Source organism: Brevundimonas sp. UBA2503, assembly GCF_002341485.1.
Taxonomy (GTDB): Bacteria; Pseudomonadota; Alphaproteobacteria; order Caulobacterales; family Caulobacteraceae; genus Brevundimonas; species Brevundimonas halotolerans.
The window spans coordinates 1-19,049 of sequence record NZ_DDOD01000019.1; the positions used below are offsets into that span (position 1 = coordinate 1).

Annotated in this window: 20 protein-coding genes; 13 read left to right on the forward strand and 7 right to left on the reverse strand. The window is 67.7% G+C overall.

The genetic code is table 11. From position 1 onward, the window contains the following. Positions 1-571 precede the first annotated feature (571 nt). Both B4K74_RS08340 and B4K74_RS08345 read left to right on the forward strand, forming a co-directional pair. The gene (locus tag B4K74_RS08340; RefSeq protein ID WP_286692549.1) at positions 572-1,894 is read left to right on the forward strand and encodes a D-alanyl-D-alanine carboxypeptidase; all 1,323 of its coding nucleotides are present in this window, start codon (positions 572-574) and stop codon (positions 1,892-1,894) included. 40 nt (positions 1,895-1,934) lie between these two features. Continuing rightward, on the forward strand, positions 1,935-2,426 hold the full coding sequence (locus B4K74_RS08345) for an FKBP-type peptidyl-prolyl cis-trans isomerase (RefSeq protein WP_339784575.1): 492 nt from the start codon (positions 1,935-1,937) through the stop codon (positions 2,424-2,426). Here the strand turns inward: B4K74_RS08345 and B4K74_RS13500 are convergent. The 3 genes from B4K74_RS13500 to B4K74_RS08360 all read right to left on the reverse strand — a co-directional run bounded on the left by B4K74_RS13500 (position 2,423) and on the right by B4K74_RS08360 (position 4,250). Then, positions 2,423-2,689: a hypothetical protein gene (locus B4K74_RS13500; RefSeq protein WP_375782284.1), complete on the reverse strand. Its 267-nt coding sequence runs from the start codon at positions 2,687-2,689 to the stop codon at positions 2,423-2,425. The genes B4K74_RS08345 and B4K74_RS13500 overlap by 4 nt on opposite strands. After that, positions 2,686-3,513 (reverse strand): division plane positioning ATPase MipZ, encoded by an 828-nt coding sequence (locus B4K74_RS08355; RefSeq protein ID WP_286692550.1) that lies wholly within the window; start codon positions 3,511-3,513, stop codon positions 2,686-2,688. Before B4K74_RS08355 ends, B4K74_RS13500 begins: the two co-directional genes overlap by 4 nt. A 104-nt stretch (positions 3,514-3,617) precedes the next feature. Further along, the gene (locus tag B4K74_RS08360) at positions 3,618-4,250 is read right to left on the reverse strand and encodes an SPOR domain-containing protein (protein ID WP_286692551.1); all 633 of its coding nucleotides are present in this window, start codon (positions 4,248-4,250) and stop codon (positions 3,618-3,620) included. Positions 4,251-4,354: 104 nt separating this feature from the next. Between B4K74_RS08360 and panC the strand changes: the two genes are divergently transcribed. Further along, entirely contained in the window at positions 4,355-5,215 is an 861-nt protein-coding gene (panC, locus tag B4K74_RS08365) for a pantoate--beta-alanine ligase (protein WP_286692552.1), read from the forward strand. Between the two features lie 8 nt (positions 5,216-5,223). Here the strand turns inward: panC and B4K74_RS08370 are convergent, their stop codons facing one another. The 3 genes from B4K74_RS08370 to B4K74_RS08380 all read right to left on the reverse strand — a co-directional run bounded on the left by B4K74_RS08370 (position 5,224) and on the right by B4K74_RS08380 (position 8,143). Further along, the gene (locus tag B4K74_RS08370) at positions 5,224-5,973 is read right to left on the reverse strand and encodes a chorismate mutase (protein WP_286692553.1); all 750 of its coding nucleotides are present in this window, start codon (positions 5,971-5,973) and stop codon (positions 5,224-5,226) included. Positions 5,974-6,210: 237 nt separating this feature from the next. Next, positions 6,211-6,762, reverse strand: coding sequence for a prephenate dehydratase domain-containing protein (locus tag B4K74_RS08375; protein WP_286692554.1), 552 nt, complete (start codon positions 6,760-6,762; stop codon positions 6,211-6,213). A gap of 7 nt (positions 6,763-6,769) precedes the next feature. Beyond that, a complete protein-coding gene (locus B4K74_RS08380; protein ID WP_123286385.1) occupies positions 6,770-8,143 on the reverse strand; it encodes a class II 3-deoxy-7-phosphoheptulonate synthase in 1,374 nt (457 codons plus the stop codon). Positions 8,144-8,401: 258 nt separating this feature from the next. Here B4K74_RS08380 and rpsF point away from each other — a divergent pair, with 258 nt between their 5' ends. From rpsF to B4K74_RS08430, 10 genes are all read left to right on the forward strand, one after another. Further along, on the forward strand, positions 8,402-8,776 hold the full coding sequence (gene rpsF / locus B4K74_RS08385) for a 30S ribosomal protein S6 (protein ID WP_123286384.1): 375 nt from the start codon (positions 8,402-8,404) through the stop codon (positions 8,774-8,776). A gap of 11 nt (positions 8,777-8,787) precedes the next feature. Continuing rightward, a complete protein-coding gene (gene rpsR / locus B4K74_RS08390) occupies positions 8,788-9,075 on the forward strand; it encodes a 30S ribosomal protein S18 (protein WP_286692555.1) in 288 nt (95 codons plus the stop codon). A gap of 1 nt (position 9,076) precedes the next feature. Then, positions 9,077-9,661: a 50S ribosomal protein L9 gene (gene rplI, locus B4K74_RS08395; protein ID WP_123286382.1), complete on the forward strand. Its 585-nt coding sequence runs from the start codon at positions 9,077-9,079 to the stop codon at positions 9,659-9,661. Positions 9,662-9,815: 154 nt separating this feature from the next. Then, positions 9,816-11,297 carry a replicative DNA helicase gene (locus B4K74_RS08400; protein ID WP_286692556.1) on the forward strand — a complete coding sequence of 494 codons (1,482 nt, stop codon included), beginning with the start codon at positions 9,816-9,818 and terminating at the stop codon, positions 11,295-11,297. Between the two features lie 57 nt (positions 11,298-11,354). Beyond that, positions 11,355-12,389, forward strand: a complete 1,035-nt coding sequence (gene alr, locus B4K74_RS08405; RefSeq protein ID WP_286692557.1) for an alanine racemase — start codon at positions 11,355-11,357, stop codon at positions 12,387-12,389. 74 nt (positions 12,390-12,463) lie between these two features. After that, positions 12,464-13,840 (forward strand): DNA repair protein RadA, encoded by a 1,377-nt coding sequence (radA, locus tag B4K74_RS08410; RefSeq protein WP_286692558.1) that lies wholly within the window; start codon positions 12,464-12,466, stop codon positions 13,838-13,840. Positions 13,841-14,005: 165 nt separating this feature from the next. After that, on the forward strand, positions 14,006-14,599 hold the full coding sequence (locus B4K74_RS08415) for a CvpA family protein (RefSeq protein ID WP_286692559.1): 594 nt from the start codon (positions 14,006-14,008) through the stop codon (positions 14,597-14,599). Between the two features lie 33 nt (positions 14,600-14,632). Beyond that, complete coding sequence (gene purF / locus B4K74_RS08420) at positions 14,633-16,138, forward strand: amidophosphoribosyltransferase (RefSeq protein WP_286692560.1); 1,506 nt, start codon at positions 14,633-14,635, stop codon at positions 16,136-16,138. A 3-nt stretch (positions 16,139-16,141) separates the two neighbouring features. Continuing rightward, entirely contained in the window at positions 16,142-16,882 is a 741-nt protein-coding gene (locus B4K74_RS08425) for an SDR family NAD(P)-dependent oxidoreductase (RefSeq protein ID WP_286692561.1), read from the forward strand. Positions 16,883-16,943: 61 nt separating this feature from the next. Beyond that, on the forward strand, positions 16,944-17,396 hold the full coding sequence (locus B4K74_RS08430) for a hypothetical protein (RefSeq protein ID WP_286692562.1): 453 nt from the start codon (positions 16,944-16,946) through the stop codon (positions 17,394-17,396). 14 nt (positions 17,397-17,410) lie between these two features. Here the strand turns inward: B4K74_RS08430 and der are convergent, their stop codons facing one another. Continuing rightward, entirely contained in the window at positions 17,411-19,036 is a 1,626-nt protein-coding gene (gene der / locus B4K74_RS08435; protein ID WP_286692563.1) for a ribosome biogenesis GTPase Der, read from the reverse strand. Positions 19,037-19,049: the final 13 nt, after the last annotated feature.

Sequence of the window (19,049 nt, forward strand, 5' to 3'; positions counted from 1 at the left end):
CGTCATCCTCGGGCTTGACCCGAGGATCGGAGCGGGCAGTCGGTATCGGTCCCCGCACAGACCCTGCCCCCATGGCCCCGGGCGCGGACGACACCGATCCTCGGGTCAAGCCCGAGGATGACGACCGGTATAGGCACGAGCCGATTTCAGACGGTTCAGACGGTAAAATCCTCCCCCATCGGGGGAGGGGGACCGCAGCGCGCAGCGCTAGGGTGGAGGGGGCAGGGCCGCCGCCCACCGGAAGCCTGCCTGTGTCCACTGACGTCAGCCCCCTCCACCATCCTTCGGATGGTCCCCCTCCCCCGATGGGGGAGGATCTGGAGGTCGCCGGTTCAGACCATTCAGACGGTATTTTCCCGCCCGACCGATGACCCTGCCCTACTCACTACTCACCACTCGCCACTCGCCACTCGCCACTCGCCACTCGCCTCATCACAAGTCTGTTGATCGCGCCTTAACCCCGATGAAACCCCTCATCTTCATGATAGGATAAGGCCTTTCCGCCTGTGCGGTCCCGTCGGCGTCCGCGTGCGTATGCGTAGGTATTGATCCAGTAAGGCAGAAACCGCTCATGACCCTGTTCTTCCGGCGTACGGTCGTCCTCCTCCTGTCCCTGTCGCTGCTGACCGTCGGCCCCCTGCCCGGCGCGTTCACCCCGGCCGCGGAAAGCCGCGAGAACCTGCGCTACGCCGCAATTGTGGTCGATGCTCAGACCGGCGAGGTCATGTTCGCCCGCCATGCCGACAGCCGTCGCTATCCGGCCTCCATCACCAAGGTCATGACCCTGTATCTGGTGTTCGAGGCGATCACCGAGGGCCGCATCCAGCTGGACGACGTGATCCGCGTCTCGCCCCGCGCCGCCTCCCAGCCGCCGTCCAAGCTGGGCCTCGCCGCCGGTCAGACGATCACCGTCGCAGACGCCATCCAGGCCACGGCCCTGCGCTCGGCCAATGATATGGCCACCGCCCTGGCCGAACATGTCGCCGGGTCCGAGGCCCGCTTCGCCGCCATGATGACGCTCAAGGCCGAGTCGCTGGGCATGACCAACAGCCGCTTCGTCAATGCCAACGGCCTGCCCGACAGCCGCCAGATCACCACCGCCCGCGACCTGACCGTCCTGTCGCGCGCCGTCATGCGCGACTATCCGCAATATTACCGCTTCTTCGGCGTCTCCAGTTGGACCTATCAGGGCCGCGACTACCGCAACACCAATGGCCTGCTGCGCTCGGGTCAGGGCTATGACGGCATCAAGACCGGCTACATCAATGCCTCGGGCTACAACCTCGCCGCCTCGGCCGTGCGCGATGGCCGCCGCCTGATCACCGTCGTGCTGGGCGGACGCTCCAGCGCCACCCGCAACGCCCACGTCGCCGAACTGATGGATACCGGCTTCGAGATCGCCGCAAAGCGCGCGGGCGGCGAACGGATCGAGGTCGCCCAGCTCTATTTCGAGCAAAAGGGCTATGGCATCGGGCCTGCCCCGGTCCCGTCGGCGCCTCCGGTCGTCTATGCCTCCGTCACACCGGAACCCCCTGCCCCCCTCGCCCAGGCCATGGGGGATCGTGATCCTGACGTGGTCCTGACTTCGGGCCCGGCCGTCCTGCCTTCCAGTACGACCGCGAGCCTGAACAGTGGCACACCCGCCCGCCGCCCGGCCGCCAGCACCTGGAGCGTCCAGGTCGGCGCCTTCCGTGACCGCACCGTCGCCGCCGACTGGCTGACCGAGGTCAATCGCCGTTTCCGCTCCACCTTCCGGGGCAGCGGCCAGTCGGTCGAGGAGGCCTCGGGCTGGTACCGGTCGCGCTTCACCGGCTTTACCGAAGCCGACGCCCGCGCCGCCTGCGAGACCCTCTCGGCCCGCAATGTCACCTGTATGGTCGTGCGCCCCGACTGATCCCGCTTGCCTCAACAAGCCGGCCTGATAGCGTCACCGCATGAAGCTGCACCGTATCGCCCTGATTTCGCTGGCCGCCCTGGCGCTCACCGCCTGCGCCACCGCCGCGCCCGCCCCTGACGTCGTCCCCAGCCAGGCAGGCTGGGAGGCCGGACAGGCCGCCTATCTCGCCTGGAACGACGGGCGGCGCGGCTGGACCACCACCGACAGCGGCCTGCAGTTCCGCCGCGTCGGCCGCGCCAACCCGGATGGCCGCCAGCCCGCGGCCACCGACACCGTCCGCGTCCACTACCGCGGCACCTTCATCGACGGGCGTGAGTTCGACAGTTCGTACAGCCGCAACGAACCGGCCGAGTTCCCGCTGAACCGCGTCATCAAGGGCTGGACCGAGGGCGTCGCCCTGATGCGCGAGGGCGAGACGTATCAGTTCGTCATCCCGGCCGCGCTGGCCTATGGCGACCGCTGGGTCGGCGGCGACATCCCGCCGAACTCCGTCCTGCTGTTCGAGGTCGAGCTGCTGGACGTGCTCTAGCGGCGCTTCAGCAGGGCGTCGCGCGCGGCGTTCAGCTGGGCCGCCAGCCCTTCGGTGCCACCCTGATCCGGGTGGGCCCGGCCCATCAGCCGGCGCCAGGCGGCGTTGACCTCGGCCGGGGTCGCGTCCGTGCCGACCCCCAGCAGGGACCGGGCCTGCTCCAAGGGCATCGCCCCCTGCCGCCGGTTCGCATCCGCCCGCCGCCCCAGCAGGACCAGCGCCCAGAAGGCCACCCCCACCGCAAGGACCGCCAGCAGGATCATTCTGTCACATCAAAGGCCGCCTCGGCCCCCTCCAGCCCCAGCGCCACCATCAGTGACCGCATCTCCTGCCGCGCCGCCACATGGGCCAGCGACACCGCCACCGGCCGGATGTCGTTCGACAGGTCCGCCACCGTCAGCCCGAAGGGGAACAGCTCGCGGTAGATGACCCGGTCCCTGAGGCCCGGTCCGATCCGGAAGCCGATCCGCTTGGCCAGCTTCTTCATCCGGTCGGTCAGCCGCTGCCGGTTCCGCGCCGCCGCGACGGCCAGGCGGTTCGTCACCACGACCCAGTCGATCGGCGTGCCGCCTGCGATCGCCCGGTTCTTGCGGGCCTCCCACACGCTCTCGGAGTAGATCGAGGGCCGGATCAGATCCAGCGTGACCGGGTCCACCTGCCCCAGCAGGTCGAAGTCGACGAAGCTGTCGTTCATCGGCGTGACGATCTGGTCGGCCAGCCCGTGCGCCCGCCGCGACAGGGCGGTGTCCCCGCCCGGCGTGTCGATCAGCACCACATCGGCCATCCGGCGCGCCTCGGCGAACGCCTCCTCGAAGCGGGCCAGCTGTTCCTCTTCGCCGGCCCTGGCCAGCGCCTTGCCGTCGCCCAGATCGGGCTCGACCGGCAGGGGCAACGTCTGCCCGTTGGCCGCCATCCACGCCCGGCGGTTGTCGAAGAAGCGGGCCATCGACCGCTGCCGCAGGTCCAGGTCCAGCAGCGCCACGCTGCGGCCCGAGTACAGCAGGCCCACGGCGATGTGGATCGCCAGGGTGGACTTGCCGGCCCCCCCCTTCTCGTTCCCGACGACGATGACTCTCGGCTGGTTCATGCACTCTGTCCCATCCCCGCGACTCATGCGGGGCCCGGGCGCAAAATCGGGGTCGACCGGGTCGCGGTCAACGGCTCATCGTCAGCGGGAGGCCGTTCCCGGTCTCACGTGCCTCTTTGGCACCAAGGGTCGCGGATGCGTGCGGCGGCACAGACGGCGGCAGCTCCCGACGCGGGCACGGCCACCTTCAGGCGGACCAGCGAGCGGCCATCGACCGTCACCGGCTCGAAGCGCGGCGTCAGACCGGCGAGGGCCTCGGGCGCGGACGAGCGGATACGAGCCCAGGCCGTGCGGGCCGAGGCCTCACTGCCGAACGCCCCCAGCTGGACCAGCGAGGCATCCTCTGCCTCGCGACGGGTGGAAACCGGGCGGGCGCGCATCCGGGGCACCGCCGCGGCCACTCGCTTCTCGACCTCATCGACCGCCGCCTCGGCGATGGCCGGAGCAGCCGCCTGCACCAGCCCCTCCATGGCGCCGTCGCGGGCTTCCCACAGGTCGTGCGGATCCATGACCTCGACGCGGACGGCACCAGGCCGGGCTTCGCGCAGGCCCATGTCGGCCGCCTTCATCGGGGTCTCGAGCTGGCCCTTGCCGGGCCGGTCCAGGCTGACAGGGATGGCGGCCACGCGCTCGGCCATCTGCTCGAAGCGGTGCGGGTCGTGCTCAACCCAGCCGCAGCCGGACGCGCTGAGGGCCAGACCCAGGGTCAGGGCCCGTACAACGCGGTGCTTCTGCACTGGACGAAGGACTTCTGCGGACGTCATAAGGCCACCCTACCCGCCCTCTGTTGCAGCCCCGTGCACAAGTAGGCTTAAGCGAGAAGGTAAATCCGGTCTCAACCATGGACTCAGCTGCCCCGTCCCTGCTCCGCGCCGCGTCCCCCGCCGACCTGCGTCGCGTCGTGGCCGGCTGGCACGCAGCGGGCGAGACGGTGGCCTTCGTGCCCACCATGGGCGCCCTGCATGACGGCCACCTGCGGCTGGTCGAGCAGGCGCGGCTGGAGGCGCGCCACGTGGTCACCAGCATCTTCGTCAACCCGACCCAATTTGCCGCCCACGAGGACCTCGACACCTATCCGCGCACGCTCGAGCGCGATGCGACGCTGCTGTCTGAGGCCGGTTGCGACCTGCTCTACGCGCCGACCGCGTCAACCATGTACCCGGCCGGCTTCGCTACCCGCATCGCCATGGACGGACCCGCCCTCGGGCTGGAGACCGATCACCGCCCGCACTTCTTCGCGGGCGTCGCCATCGTGGTCGCCAAACTGCTCAATCAGGTGCAGGCCGACGTCGCCCTGTTCGGGGAGAAGGACTACCAGCAGCTGCGGGTCATCGCCCGGCTGGCCGCCGATCTCGACATCCCCACGCGCATCGTCGGCGTGCCGACCGAGCGGGACGGCCACGGTCTGGCCCTGTCCTCCCGCAACGCCTATCTCAGCGAGGGCGAGCTCGACATCGCCCGCCGGCTGAACGGTCGTCTGGCCGCCGCTGCGGCCCGCGTCCGTGCTGGCGATCCCATCGACGCCGTGGAGCAAGAGACCGGCGCGGCGCTGCTCGTCGACGGCTTTGCCAGCGTGGACTATGTCGCGGTACGCGATGCGGAGACACTCAACCCGCTCAAGGCCGCCGTCGATCGGCCGATGCGGATACTGGCCGCCGCCTGGCTGGGGCGGACCCGGCTGATCGACAATATGGCGGCCTGACCGGCCGCTCAGGCGATGGCGCCGACGCAGCCCTCCGGGCCCCCTGGCACGACCGGCGCCGAGGTCAGCGACAGGGTCCAGCCGTGGTGGGTGTCCAGCCCGCGACGTCCCGCGCCCGATCCGTCACCCGCATCGCCCCCGGCAGTGACCAGCACCCGGTCCCCGCGCGGCAGGGCCCCCGGATCGATCCGCCCGACCGCGAGCGACGTCGGAATGTCCCTGCCGAACCCCTCGAACACGCTGAGGGCCGCCCATTCGCGGCGCAGGCCCATCCACCACGGGTCGCCGGCGTTGATGGCCAGCACGGCGACGCCTTTGCCCTCTGCGGCGAAGGCCAGGGCAGCCTGCGGATCGCGCTCGGTCTTCAGCTCGGCGGCGCGGCCGAAGCGAAGGCGGGCCGCATCAAAGGCGCGCGCCGGCTCGACCGGGGCCCAGACCCGGACCGACAGTTGGCCCTGACGCGCCAAACCATGGCCGACGACCTCGCGCCACAGGGCCTCGATGGCATCGCGGCTGTCGGGGCGCGCGTCTTTGAGCACATGGGCCAACACCGCCTGCTCGCGGTCGGGGCGCAGCTTCACATAGCCGCCGGTCGGGGCGTCCTTGGCGCGCCCCACGCGGTCGGCCAGCGCCAGCCGCTTCTGGAACAGGGCCACCATTTCGCAGTCGAGCAGGTCGATCTCGTGCCGCAGCGCCGCCAGGGTCAGGCGTTCGGTTTCAGCGGCTTCGTCGGGGGATTTCACAAGGGTCAGGGTCATTTACAGAACTTTCGAAGGGGAGGATCGGTGAGGCCGAGGTCCGCCGCTCCATCAGGAGCGGTCGCCGGTGAGAGGTCAGGAGCAAGGTCCGGACGCCTCAGCCGGCGTATCGAAAGCCGTAGAAATAGACGCCATAGGCATAGGGGGCCGACGCCGCGAAATCGCGGGCGTCAAAAGCGGAAGTCAGGGCGCGCTTGGAGGCCATGGATCGGTGATGCCCGCAGAATTCGTGCGCCGTCAAGCGCCTTTGCGCCCCAGCAGGACAAATCGCGTGCGGTTATCGGCAGAATCCTGCATGTCGTTGCGCAAAATCGACAATCCGTAAATCTCGGCGGCGCCGGCGGGTGCAAGCGCCGCCCGGGTCGGATCTTCCGCTTCGGCGACCGCACGGGCCGCGCCGGCTGTATCAAAGGCTTCGACCGGCGTGAGGTTCAGCGCCGCCATTGTGCCCATGCATTGCCCCAGCGCCACCGGGTGGCTTTCCACCGTGCGCACATCTGACAGGCGGGCGCCGCGGGGGGCCATCAGCGCCAGCCGGATCGGGCGCCACACCTCGGCCAGCATATCCAGTCCCGAAGCATCGAGCAGCCGTCTTGCCGGCTGAACGTCTCCGATCTGGGAGTTCTCGACGGGGATCAGGGCGCAGTCGCACCGCCCGCCGTGGACGGACTGGATTGCGGCCTCGAAGGTGTCGTGGCCGATGGCTTCATCCCAGGGGCGCAGCACGGCGCAGGCCTCATGACTGAAGGATCCCGGAGCTCCCTGATAGGCCACGCGTCCCTTGGCCATCGCGACCTCAGGCTGCGGCCGAGCGGGACTGCCGCCCGGATTTCAGTCGCTCGGCGACCAGAAAGGCCAGCTCGAGCGCCTGGTCGGCATTCAGGCGCGGGTCGCAATGGGTGTGATAACGGCTGCTGAGGTCGTCCTCGGTCAGCATTTGCGCCCCGCCCAGACATTCGGTGACGTTCTGGCCGGTCATCTCCAGATGCACGCCGCCCGGGTGCACGCCTTCGGACTCGGCCACATCGATGAAGGTCCGGACCTCGCTCAGGATCCGCTCGAACGGCCGGGTCTTGTAGCCATTGCCCGCCTTCAGCGTGTTGCCGTGCATGGGGTCGATCGACCAGACGACCCGGCGACCGGCGGCCTTGATGTCGCGCATCAGCCGCGGCAGGCGCTCGCCCACCTTGTCCGAGCCGAAGCGGCCGATCAGTGTCATCCGGCCGGGGATGTTGTCGGGGTTGAGGATGTCCAGAAGCCGTAACAGGTCCTCCGGCTCCATGGTCGGGCCGCACTTCAGGCCGATCGGGTTCTTGATGCCCCGGGCGAACTCGACGTGGGCGCCGTCCGGCTGGCGCGTGCGTTCCCCGATCCAGACCATGTGGGCCGAGGTGTCGAACCATTCGCCGCTGGCCCCGTCCAGTCGGGTCAGCGCCGACTCCAGATTGAGCAGCAGGGCCTCGTGGCTGGTGAAGACCTCGACGCGCGACAGGTCAGGATGGCTTTCCGGGGTCACCCCGACCGCTTCCATGAAGGCCAGGGCCTCGCCGATCTTGTCGGCCAGTTCGCGATAGCGCGCGCCATACGAGTTGTCGGCGGCGAACCCCAGCGTCCAGCGATGTATGTTGTAGAGGTCCGCATAGCCGCCTCCGGCAAAGGCGCGCAGCAGGTTCAGCGTCGAGGCCGACTGGTGATAGGCTTTCAGCAGGCGCTGCGGATCCGGCACCCGCTCGGTCGGGTTAAAGCCCATGCCGTTGATGATGTCGCCGCGATAGCTGGGCAGCTCGACGCCATCGATCATCTCGACTGAGGACGAGCGCGGCTTGGCGAACTGGCCGGCGATCCGGCCCACCTTCACCACCGGCTTGCGGCCCGCAAAGGTCAGCACGACCGCCATCTGCAGGATCAGGCGGAAGGTATCGCGGATGTTGTCGGTCGAAAACTCCTTGAAGCTTTCGGCGCAATCGCCGCCCTGCAGCAGGAAGGCATTGCCCGCCTCGACCTGGGCCAGCCGGTCGGTCAGGCGCCGCGCTTCACCGGCGAATACCAGCGGCGGCAGGGCACGCAGTTCGTCCTCGACGCCGGCCAGGGCGCCCGCGTCGGGATAGTCCGTCGGCATCTGCACGACAGGCTTCGATCTCCAGCTATCAGGCGTCCAGCGTTGGGTCATACGGCGAAGATAGAGTGTCGATGCTTCCCGAACAATAAACCGTTGAGACCATTCCGTCGCAGGCCGTGGCATTCACAGCCCGGGAACGCTTGCTGTTTGGCCGAAAACCCCCTATACGCCGCCGCTTTCCAGGGCTTCGGTCCCGAAAACGGAACACCAAAGGGTACGGGAAGTCATCCCTGCCGCCGCTTCGGGAGCCATCGTTCGGTCGACTTACCCGGTCATCCGAGCGCCGAGACCCTACAAGGGAGATGACGAATGGCTCTATACGAGCACACGGTCATGTCGCGCCAGGACATCAGCGCGCAACAGGCCGAAGCCCTCAATGAAACGATTAAGGGCCTTATCGAGCAAGGCGGCGGAGCTGTCGCCAAGATCGAATACTGGGGTCTGCGCAACCTGACCTATCGCGTGAAGAAGAACCGCAAGGCTCACTATTCGCTGATGGCGATCGACTGCCCCCCGGCCGCCATGGCCGAGGTCGAGCGTCAGCTGTCGATCAACGAAGACGTGCTGCGCTGGCTGACCGTCCGCGTCGAGGAACTCGACCTGGAACTGTCGCCGCTTCTGGCCCGTCGTGAGCGCGAGCGTGAACGCTCGACCCGCGACGATTCCTCCAACGCTTCGGAATAAGGACCGGCCCCATGACCAATACCCTATCCTCCAACGCGGCCCCCAAGCCGGGCGCCCCGGTAGGCGACGGCCCCGCCCGTCGTCCGTTCTTCCGTCGTCGCAAGGTCTGCCCGTTCTCCGGCGATAACGCGCCGAAGATCGACTACAAGGACGTCAAGCTGCTGCAACGCTACATCTCCGAGCGTGGCAAGATCGTCCCGTCGCGGATCACGGCCGTGTCGCAGAAGAAGCAACGCCTGCTGGCCAAGGCCATCAAGCGCGCGCGTTACCTGGCCCTCCTGCCTTATGTGGTGAAGTGATATGAAGGTCGTTCTGCTTGAACGCGTCGAGAACCTCGGCGCCATCGGCGACGTCGTGTCCGTCAAGGACGGCTTCGCCCGTAACTTCCTCCTGCCGCGCGACAAGGCTCGCCGCGCGACGTCTGCCAACCTGAAAGCCTTCGAAGTCGAACGCGCCGCCATCGAGGCCCGTAACGACAAGAACAAGGCCGAAGCCCAGAAGATCGCCGACAAGATCGACGGTCAGACCTACGTCATGATCCGTCAGGCCGGCGAAACCGGCCAGCTGTACGGTTCGGTCGCCGGTCGCGATGTGGCCGAGGCCATCCGCGCCGAAGGTGGCCTGGTCGAGCGTAGCCAGATCGTGCTGCACGTTCCGATCAAGGTGCTGGGTGTCCACGAGGTGCAGGTCCGCCTGCACGCCGAGGTCGCGGCTACCGTCAAGATGAACGTCGCCCGTTCGTCCGACGAAGCCGAACGTCAGGCCAAGGGTGAAGACGTCATCCGCTCGCAGTTCGATGATGAGCGCCAGGCGGCCGAACAGGCTGCCCAGGACATGATCGAAGGCGGCGCTGGCCAGCAAGACGGCCTGGGCGAAGAGGCCTGATCGCCTCCCACCCGACTGACTGCCGATGAATGAGGGGGATGCGCCGGTCGGTGCATCCCCTTTTTCGTGGCCGGAATTCATCCGTCCACAGCGCGGACAGACTATCGACAGCTTTGCGACCGCACCTGACGCAGAGGCGGTTAAGAGTTAACCCATGAACGCGCTTGCCCCCCCGTCGCTGTCGGACTCCGGTCCTCAGTCCCTGCCCCATAACCTCGAGGCCGAGCAGGCGCTGCTGGGCTGTCTGTTGTTCGACAATGCCGCCTTTGAGCGCCTGTCCGACAAACTGCGCGGCAGCCATTTCCATGAGCCGTTCCACCAGCGCCTCTATGATGTGATCGAGGATCACATCCGTCAGGGCCTGCTGGCCGAGCCGACCCTGCTGATGGGCCGCTTCAAGCAGGATCCGGCCTTCGAACAGTTCGGCGGCCTGCGCTATCTGGCCGATCTGGTCGACCGCGCCCCGCCCGCTGCCAATGCGCCCGACTATGCCCGCGTCATCTACGACCTGGCCCTTCGACGCGAGCTGATCCGCATCGGTGGCGACATCAGCCGCGCCGCCCCCGACCCGGAAACGCCGGCCCTGGACCAGATCGAGGTCGCCGAACAGTCGCTCTATACCCTCGCCGAGACCGGCAAGCCGTCGTCCGGTTTTGTCAGCTTTTCGCAGGCCCTAGCCGGCGCGGTCCAGATGGCGGGCGAAGCCTATCAGCGCGACGGCAAGCTGGCCGGTCTGGCCACGCAGCTGGACGACCTCGACCAGAAGCTGGGCGGCCTCTACCCCTCCGACCTGCTGATCCTCGCGGGACGTCCGTCGATGGGCAAGACCTCGCTGGCGACCAATGTCGCCTTCAACGTCGCCCGCAACTATCGCTGGGAGCCGACGCCCGAGGGCCGCAAGACCGTCTCAGGCGGCGTGGTCGCCTTCTTCTCGCTGGAAATGAGCGCCGAACAGCTGGCCATGCGGATCCTGGCCGACGCCTCCGGCATTTCGTCGGACCGCCTGCGCAAGGGCGAGATCGACGCCTCGGACTATGGACGGCTGCGCGACGCGGCCATCGAGATTGGCGAAAGCCCCCTCTACATCGACGCCACCGGCGGTCTGGCCATCTCGAAAATGGCCGCTCGCGCCCGCCGCCTGAAGCGTCAGGAACACGGCCTCGACCTGATCATCGTCGACTATCTGCAGCTGCTGACCGTAGGCGACGCCAACAATCAGAAGAACCGCGTGCAGGAGGTCTCCGAGATCACCGGCGCCCTCAAGGCCCTGGCCAAGGAACTGAACGTGCCTGTTCTGGCCCTGTCGCAGTTGTCGCGTCAGGTCGAAAGCCGAGACGACAAGCGGCCTCAACTGTCCGACCTGCGCGAATCCGGCTCGATCGAACAGGATGCCGACGTGGTCATGTTCGTCTATCGCGAAAGCTATTACCTCGGCCGCTCCGAACCGCGCGAGGGCACCGAGGAACACCTGAAGTGGCAGCAGGACATGGACCAGCTGCAGCACGTCGCCGAGGTCATCATCGGCAAGCAGCGCCACGGCCCGATCGGCACCGTCCGCCTGTCCTTCGACGCCGACACCACCCGCTTCGGCAACCTCGCCCACGACAACCGCTACGACAATCAATACGGCGATTGAGGCCGGGATCGAGACGGGGGCTTTCCGTGCCCTTCGCACTTGCGGCATAAGTGGCCGATGACCCGTGCCCGCCTTTCGGTCGATCTCGACGCGCTCGCCGCCAACCACGCCTTCCTCGAACGCCTGACCGGGCGGCCGGTGCAGCCGGTTGTCAAGGCGGATGCCTATGGGCTGGGGATGCAGGCCTGTGTGACGCGGCTGATGCTGGCGGGGGCGCGGACCTTCTTCGTCGCCCGTCTGTCCGAGGGGCTGGCCCTGCGCGAGGCGATTGGCACCGATCCGATCGTCTATGTGCTGGATGGTTGTACCGAGGGCGCGGCGGTGGCGCTGCGGGAGGCGGGCCTCCGTCCCGTGATCAATCACGCCGACCAGCTGATCCGCTGGCAGGATTCAGGCGGCGGACCGTGTGGCCTGCACATCGACACCGGCATGAACCGGCTGGGCTTTCGGCCAGAGCAGGCCCCGCCTCCCTTCCTTGGTCTCGCGCTGGTGATGAGCCATCTGGCCTGCGCCGACGACCCCGACAGCCTGATGAACGCGCAGCAGCGCGACTCCTTCGCCGCCCTGCGGCCGCGCTATCCCGACGCCCTTGCGTCCTTCGCCAATTCGGGGGGGTGCTTCCTCGGACCGGACTATGGCTTTGATACCGTGCGTCCCGGAATCAGCCTGTGGGGCGGCGGGCCCGAGGGGCGGCCGGACCCGCGCATCCGGCCCGTCGCGACCTTCAGCGCCCCCATCCTGCAGGTGCGTCAGGTGCCGGTGGGTGAAAGCGTCGGCTATGCCCGGGGCAAGGTCGCGAACCAGCCTCTGACCGTCGCTACCGTCGGCGCGGGCTATGCCGACGGGGTGATGCGCGCCACCAGCCCCCGGGGTCAGGTCTTCGTGGCCGGGCATCTGCGGCCCATTCTGGGGCGGATTTCCATGGATGCCCTGGCGGTCGACGTCACCGGTCTCGAGGTGGCCGAGGGCGACCGGGTCGAGCTGTTCGGCTCCAACCGCCCGATCGACGATGCCGCGCGCGACACCGGCACCATCGCCTATGAGCTGCTGACCTCGGTCGGCGGCCGGGTGGACCGCACCTATACCGGCTAAGCCTACGTCAGGATCGGTCGCAGGCAATATCTGACCCTCTGCGCCGCGCGCGGAAATCGGTGTAAGCCGTTCGCATGGCTCGTGACTCATCCCAATACATCTGCCGCGTCTGCGGGGCCGTCCATGCCAAATGGGCCGGTCAGTGCTCGGCCTGCGGCGAGTGGAACTGTCTGACCGAGGAGGTCGGTGGTGCGCCGCCGGGAGCCCTCAAGCCCGCGGCCACCAAGCGCGCGCGCGGCATCCAGTTCGAGGATCTGAAGTCGGAAAGCCCGGAACCGGCCCGCCTGATCACTGGGGTCAGCGAGTTCGACCGTGTCTGCGGTGGTGGGCTGGTGCCCGGCTCGGCCCTGTTGATCAGCGGGGACCCCGGCGTCGGCAAGTCGACCCTGCTGCTCGAGGTCTGCGCCCGCGCGGCGCTGAAGGGGGCCAAGGTCGCCTATCTGTCGGGTGAGGAGGCGGTGGAACAGATCCGCTCGCGCGCCCGCCGCATGGGTCTGGCCCAGGCCGATGTGGCGCTGGCCTCGGCCACGGCGTTGCGCGAGATCGTGGCGACGCTGAAGCGTGAGGCCTTCGATCTGGTGGTCATCGATTCCATCCAGACCCTGTGGTCCGATGTGCACGAGGCCGGGCCCGGCTCGATCGTGCAGGTGCGGGCCTGTGCCTCGGAGCTGGTGCGGCTGGCCAAGGCGGGCGGCCCGGCGATGATTCTGGTCGGCCACGTGACCAAGGACGGACAGGTCGCCGGTCCGCGCGTGGTCGAACACATGGTCGATGCGGTGCTCAATTTCGAGGGCGAGCGCGGCTACCCGTTCCGGGTGCTGCGGGCCGGCAAGAACCGCTTTGGCGCGACCGACGAAATCGGTGTGTTTGAAATGGGCGACACCGGCCTGCGCGAGGTCACCAACCCCTCGGCCCTGTTCCTCGGGGACCAGAACGGTGACCGGTCAGAGCGCGAGCCGGGCACCGCCGTCTTTGCCGGCATAGAGGGCTCCCGGCCGGTGCTGGTCGAGATCCAGGCCCTGTCGGCGCCCTCGGCCTATGGCACGCCGCGCCGCGCCGTGGTGGGCTGGGACTCAGGTCGTCTGGCCATGGTGCTGGCGGTGCTGGAGTCGCGCTGCGGCCTCGGCTTTGGCGACCGCGACATCTATCTGAATGTGGCCGGGGGGCTGAAGATCAATGAGCCCGCCGCCGACCTCGCTGCCGCTGCGGCCCTGATCAGCTCCGTCTGCGATGTGCCCCTGCCCAAGGGCTGTGTGGTGTTTGGCGAGATCGGTCTGTCGGGCGAGGTTCGCGCCGTGGGCCGCGCCGAGGCCCGCCTGCGCGAGGCGATGAAGCTGGGCTTTGACAAGGCGCTCTGCCCGCCGCTCAGCCACGAGCCGACCGACATCGCCGCGACCTCGCTCAGCCGTCTGGCCGAAGCGGTCGAACGAATCTCGCAAAACCGGTATTAGACGCTTGTCTCCTCCCTGTTCGCGCAGCGAATGGGGAGGTGGATCGGCGGCGCAGCCGACGAGACGGAGGGGTTGTGTGACGAGCACGAGCAAGTCAGTGGGGCAAAAAGAGCCCCTCCAACGCTTCGCGGTCCCCCTCCTCATTTGCAATGGGGAGGAGACGCCATGACCGCATGGGACGTCATTTCCGTAGTGATCCTTCTGGCGTCCGGCGCGGCGGGCTGGATTCGCGGTGGCACGCGTGAGCTGCTGACCCTGCTCAGCTTTGTGCTGGCGGCCTTCATCGCCCTGATTGCCCTGCCGCTGTCGGCCCCGGTGGGCAAGGCGCTGATCGACCCGGACTGGGCCGGCACGCTGCTGGCGGCACTGGCCACCTTCCTGCTGGTCTATTTCGGCGTTCGGATCTTTGGCTCGACCCTGTCTCGCCGGGCCCAGGCCCATCCGCATCTGGGCGGGATCGACCGCATCTTCGGCATCGTTGTCGGGCTGACGCGTGCCCTCGTCCTGCTGGGTGCCATCCATCTGGTCGTGGTGGCCGCCATGCCGGGCGAGAAGACCCCGCGCTGGCTGGGTGAGGCCAGTCTTTACTCACTCAGCGCCGGCGCAGCGCGGGCCATCCAGTTCGTGCTGCCGGGTATCGGAAGGGGCGCCGACGCCCTCGCCCCCGTCGTCGATTCGTCCGTACGCCAAGGGTTTTCCGGCGACGATGCCTTGCCGAAAACACAAACAGGGCCTAACTCGCCCGATACCGCCCGCTAGTTGTTTCTTCCCAGGTCATCGGAGCCGCCGACGATGTCCCACCGCCTCGCCGATCCCGTTATCCACCACTGGCCCGAGCGCGAGAGCGACGATGACCAGCTGCGTCTGGAGTGTGGCGTCTGCGGCGTCTGGGGCGCCCCCGGGAACGAAGCTTCCTCGATCGTCGCCCTGGGTCTGCACGCCCTGCAGCACCGCGGACAGGAAGCCTGCGGTATCGCCAGTGTCGCCGACACCCATTTTCATACCGAACGTCACGTCGGACTGGTCGGCGAGGCCTTCGGCAGCACCGACCTGACCGGTCGCCTGCCCGGCAGCGCCTCGGTCGGCCACACGCGCTATTCGACCTCGGGCGGCAGTTTCCTGCGTAATATCCAGCCGATGTTCGCCGATCTGGACACCGGCGGCATCGCCGTCGCCCACAACGGCAACCTGACCAATTTCCTGTTCCTGCGGAACCAGCTGGTCGCAGAGGGCGCCATCTTCCAGTCGACCTCCGACTCCGAGGTCATCCTTCACCTGATCGCCCGCAGCCGTAAGGCCCGGGTGGTGGACCGCTTCATCGACGCCCTTGCCCGGATCGAGGGCGGCTATGCCCTGGTCGCCCAGACACCCAAGAAGATGATCGGCGCGCGTGACCCGCTGGGTATCCGCCCGCTGGTCCTGGGCCGTCTTGGCGACGCCTGGGTGCTGGCGTCCGAGACCTGCGCGCTCGACACCATGGGCGCCACCTTCGTCCGCGATGTCGAACATGGCGAGGTCGTCGTGATCGACGAGGACGGCCTGCGCTCGCTCAAGCCCTTCCCGGCGCGCGCCGCCCGGCCCTGTCTGTTCGAGTATGTCTATTTCGCCCGCCCCGACAGCGTGGTGAACGGGCGTTCGGTCTATGAGGTCCGCAAGCGCATGGGCCACGGCCTGGCCCGCGAGCATGCCATCGATGCAGACGTCGTGGTGCCCGTGCCGGACTCGGGCGTGCCCGCCGCGCTCGGCTATTCGCAGGCCAGCGGCATCCCCTATGAGATGGGCATCATCCGTAGCCACTATCTGGGCCGCACCTTCATCCAGCCCAGCCAGGGCGCCCGGCAGAAGGGTGTGCGCATGAAGCACAGCCCCAACCGCTCGGTCCTTGAGGGCAAGCGCGTCGTACTGATCGACGACTCGATCGTCCGCGGCACCACTTCGGTCAAACTGGTCCGCGCCGTACGGGCCGCCGGCGCCACCGAGGTTCACCTGCGCTCGGCCAGCCCCCCGATCCTCTATCCCGACTTTTACGGCATCGACATGCCCGAGCGGGAACAGCTGCTGGCGGCCAACAAGACGCTTGAGGAAATGCGGGCCCTGCTCGAGGTCGACAGCCTCGGCTTCCTGTCGGTCGACGGCCTGTATGCCGCCATGGAGGCGGGTCCGCGCGACCCCGCCAATCCCCAGTTCACTGACCACTATTTCACCGGTGACTATCCGACGCGCCTGCTCGACCGCGAGATCGCGGAGGGCGGCCGCGACGCCTCCCCGCGTCAACTGTCCCTGCTGGTCAGCGCCTGATTCATGGTTGAGACCCCTGTGCTGAAAGACCGTATCGCCCTGGTCACCGGTGCCTCGCGCGGCATCGGCTATGAGGCCGCTCTGGGACTTGCCAAGGCCGGCGCCCATGTCGTGGCCACGGCCCGCACCCAGGGCGGTCTGGAAGAGCTGGACGACGCCATCTTTGCCGCCACCGGTCAGCACGCCACTCTGATCCCGTTCGATCTGGTCGATGGCGGCGCCATCGACCGGCTGGGCGGGGCGCTTTACGAGCGGTTCGGGCGGCTGGACATCTGGGTCAACACCGCCGCCACCATGGGGGCCGAGGGCCTGACCCCGGTGGCCCATGCGGACCCGCGCCAGTTCGCCAAGATCGAAAAGGTCAATCTGACCGCGGTCTATCGCCTGATCCGCTCGCTGGAGCCGCTGCTGCGCGCCTCGGACGCCGGCCGCGCCATCCATCTGACCACCAGCCTCGCCACCGCGCCCAAGGCCTTCTGGGGCAGCTATGCCGCGACCAAGGCCGCCGCCGAGGTTCTCGTGCGCTGCTGGGCCGACGAAATCGAGTCCACCCCGATCCGCGCCACCGTGCTGGACCCCGGCCGTATGCGGACCCGCCTGCGGGCCCAGGCCTATCCGGGCGAGGATCCCGAAACCCTGCCTCATCCGTCCGAAATCGCACCCCTGATCGTCGATCTGGCGCGCGGCGATCAGATGCCGCCGGGGGTGGTAAGCTTCAAGGATTGGAAGGCTTCGCAGGTCTGAATAAAGCGCTGTTCGACCTTCGATTGCGCTGTTAGCGTCGCGGCAAATCGGAGCCTTCCCCATGCGCCTTCTTCTCGCGGGTCTGACCACCCTCCTGCTGTTGCTGACGCCCGCCGCAGCCTCGGCCCAGGATCCCAGCCGCGCCGAGCTGGAAGGCGCCATGGTCGAGATGTTCTCGACCGAGAACGTCCTCATCATGAATGTCCACGGTGACGAGGGCACGCCCGAGCACTGGTATATGATCCGCGAGATCAGCGGCGCCAAGGTGACGTCCGACTGCTATATGGAGCTGGCGACGCCCACCATTCTCGACAACAGTCCGAATGTGACCCCGGCCCCCCACTACCGCATCGCCTGGTCCGGTCTGAGCGAGGTCGCGGCCGACGGCGACATCCTCTTCTTCAGGGCCGGTCACATGGCCGAGAACGAACTGGCCGGCATGCTGTTTGAAGACGCGGACCTCGCCGAAATGGTCGGGGCCGTGTTCGAATTCATGATCGACGACTGCAGCTGACGCGCTGATCGCCCCTACTTCTTCGGCGCGTGCTTCTGGCCAGTGCGGATGCGGCCGGAGCGGCTGACCTGGCGGGCGCCGCCGCGGGCGCCCTTTTGCACCGCCACGCTCTGACCGGCCTTCTTGGACGACCGCGCCTTCAGGCCGCTGACGATCTTCGGCTTGGGGCCACCGGCCTTCTTCTGCTCCAGCGCCTTGCCGGGCAGGTTGGACAGGGCCTCGGCCTTTTCGGCCTTCTTGATCCGGCGCGGTGCGGTCTTGGCGGCCCCCTTGTAGCGTTCCGGCCCCGACTTGGCGCCGCCCTCGGCATAGGGATTGGTCCCGCCCGATTTGACGGTCAGGCGCATGGGCGTACCCGGAAGGTCAAAACTCTCCCGCAAGGCATTGATCAAATAACGCTTGTAGGTCTCGGGCATCGATGATGCCCGGCTGGCAAACAGCACAAAGGTCGGCGGGCGAGCCTTGGTCTGGGCCATGTATTTCGGCTTGATCCGCTTGCCGTCAACGGCGGGGGGCGGGTGCCGCTGCGTGGCCACAGCCAGCCAGTCGTTGAGGTCGCGGGTTTTCACCTTCACCGACCAGGTCTCATGGGCCTTGATGATGGCAGGCATCAACCGGTCCACGCCCCAGCCCGAATGCGCCGACAGGGCCACGAACGGTGTGCCGCGCAGCTGGGACAGCTTGCTGTCCGCCAGTCGCGTCAGCTCGGCCAGACGCGCCTGGGGGTCTTCTTCCAGGTCCCACTTCGAGGCCACATAGACAATGGCCCGGCCCTCGCGCTCGACCAGATCGGCCAGCTGCAGGTCCTGGATGTCAAAGGCATTGTCCTTGTCCATCACCAGCACGACCACCTCGGCAAAGGTGATGGCGCGGATGGTGTCGGCGACCGACAGCTTCTCCAGCTTCTCCTGCACGCGGGCCTTGCGGCGCATGCCGGCCGTGTCGACCAACCGGATGTTACGCCCCTCATATTCCCAGTCGACCGAGATCGAGTCGCGGGTGATGCCGGCTTCAGGACCGGTCAGCATGCGATCCTCACCGATCAACCGGTTGATCAGGGTCGACTTGCCGGCATTGGGGCGACCGATGATGGCGATGCGGATCGGCTTGTCGGCGTCGTCCTCTTCGTCGGCGATGAAGGATTCCTGCCCGGCAGCAGCCACAAGGGCGGCATACAGGTCCGCCATCCCCTCACCGTGCTCGGCCGAAAGCGCCACCGGCTCGCCAAAGCCCAGGGCATGCGCCTCGCCGACGCCACCACCGCTTTCCCGGCTCTCGGACTTGTTGGCGACCAGCACGATGGGCTTGGGCTGACGCCGAAGGCGTTCGGCAAAGATCCGGTCCAGCGGGGTCACGCCTTCGCGGGCGTCGACCATGAACAGGATCAGGTCGCCGTCGGCAATCGCCGCCTCGGTCTGTTCGCGCATGCGCGATTCCAGACTGTCGTCGCTGATGTCCTCGAACCCGGCCGTGTCGATCAGGGTCAATTCAAGGTCGCCGAGACTGCCCTTGGCATAGCGACGATCACGCGTAACCCCCGGCCGGTCATCGACCAGGGCCAGGCGTTTTCCAACCAGCCGATTGAACAGGGTGGACTTGCCCACATTGGGGCGGCCGACAATGGCGAGTTTCAAGGCCATAGCGGCGTCTAGC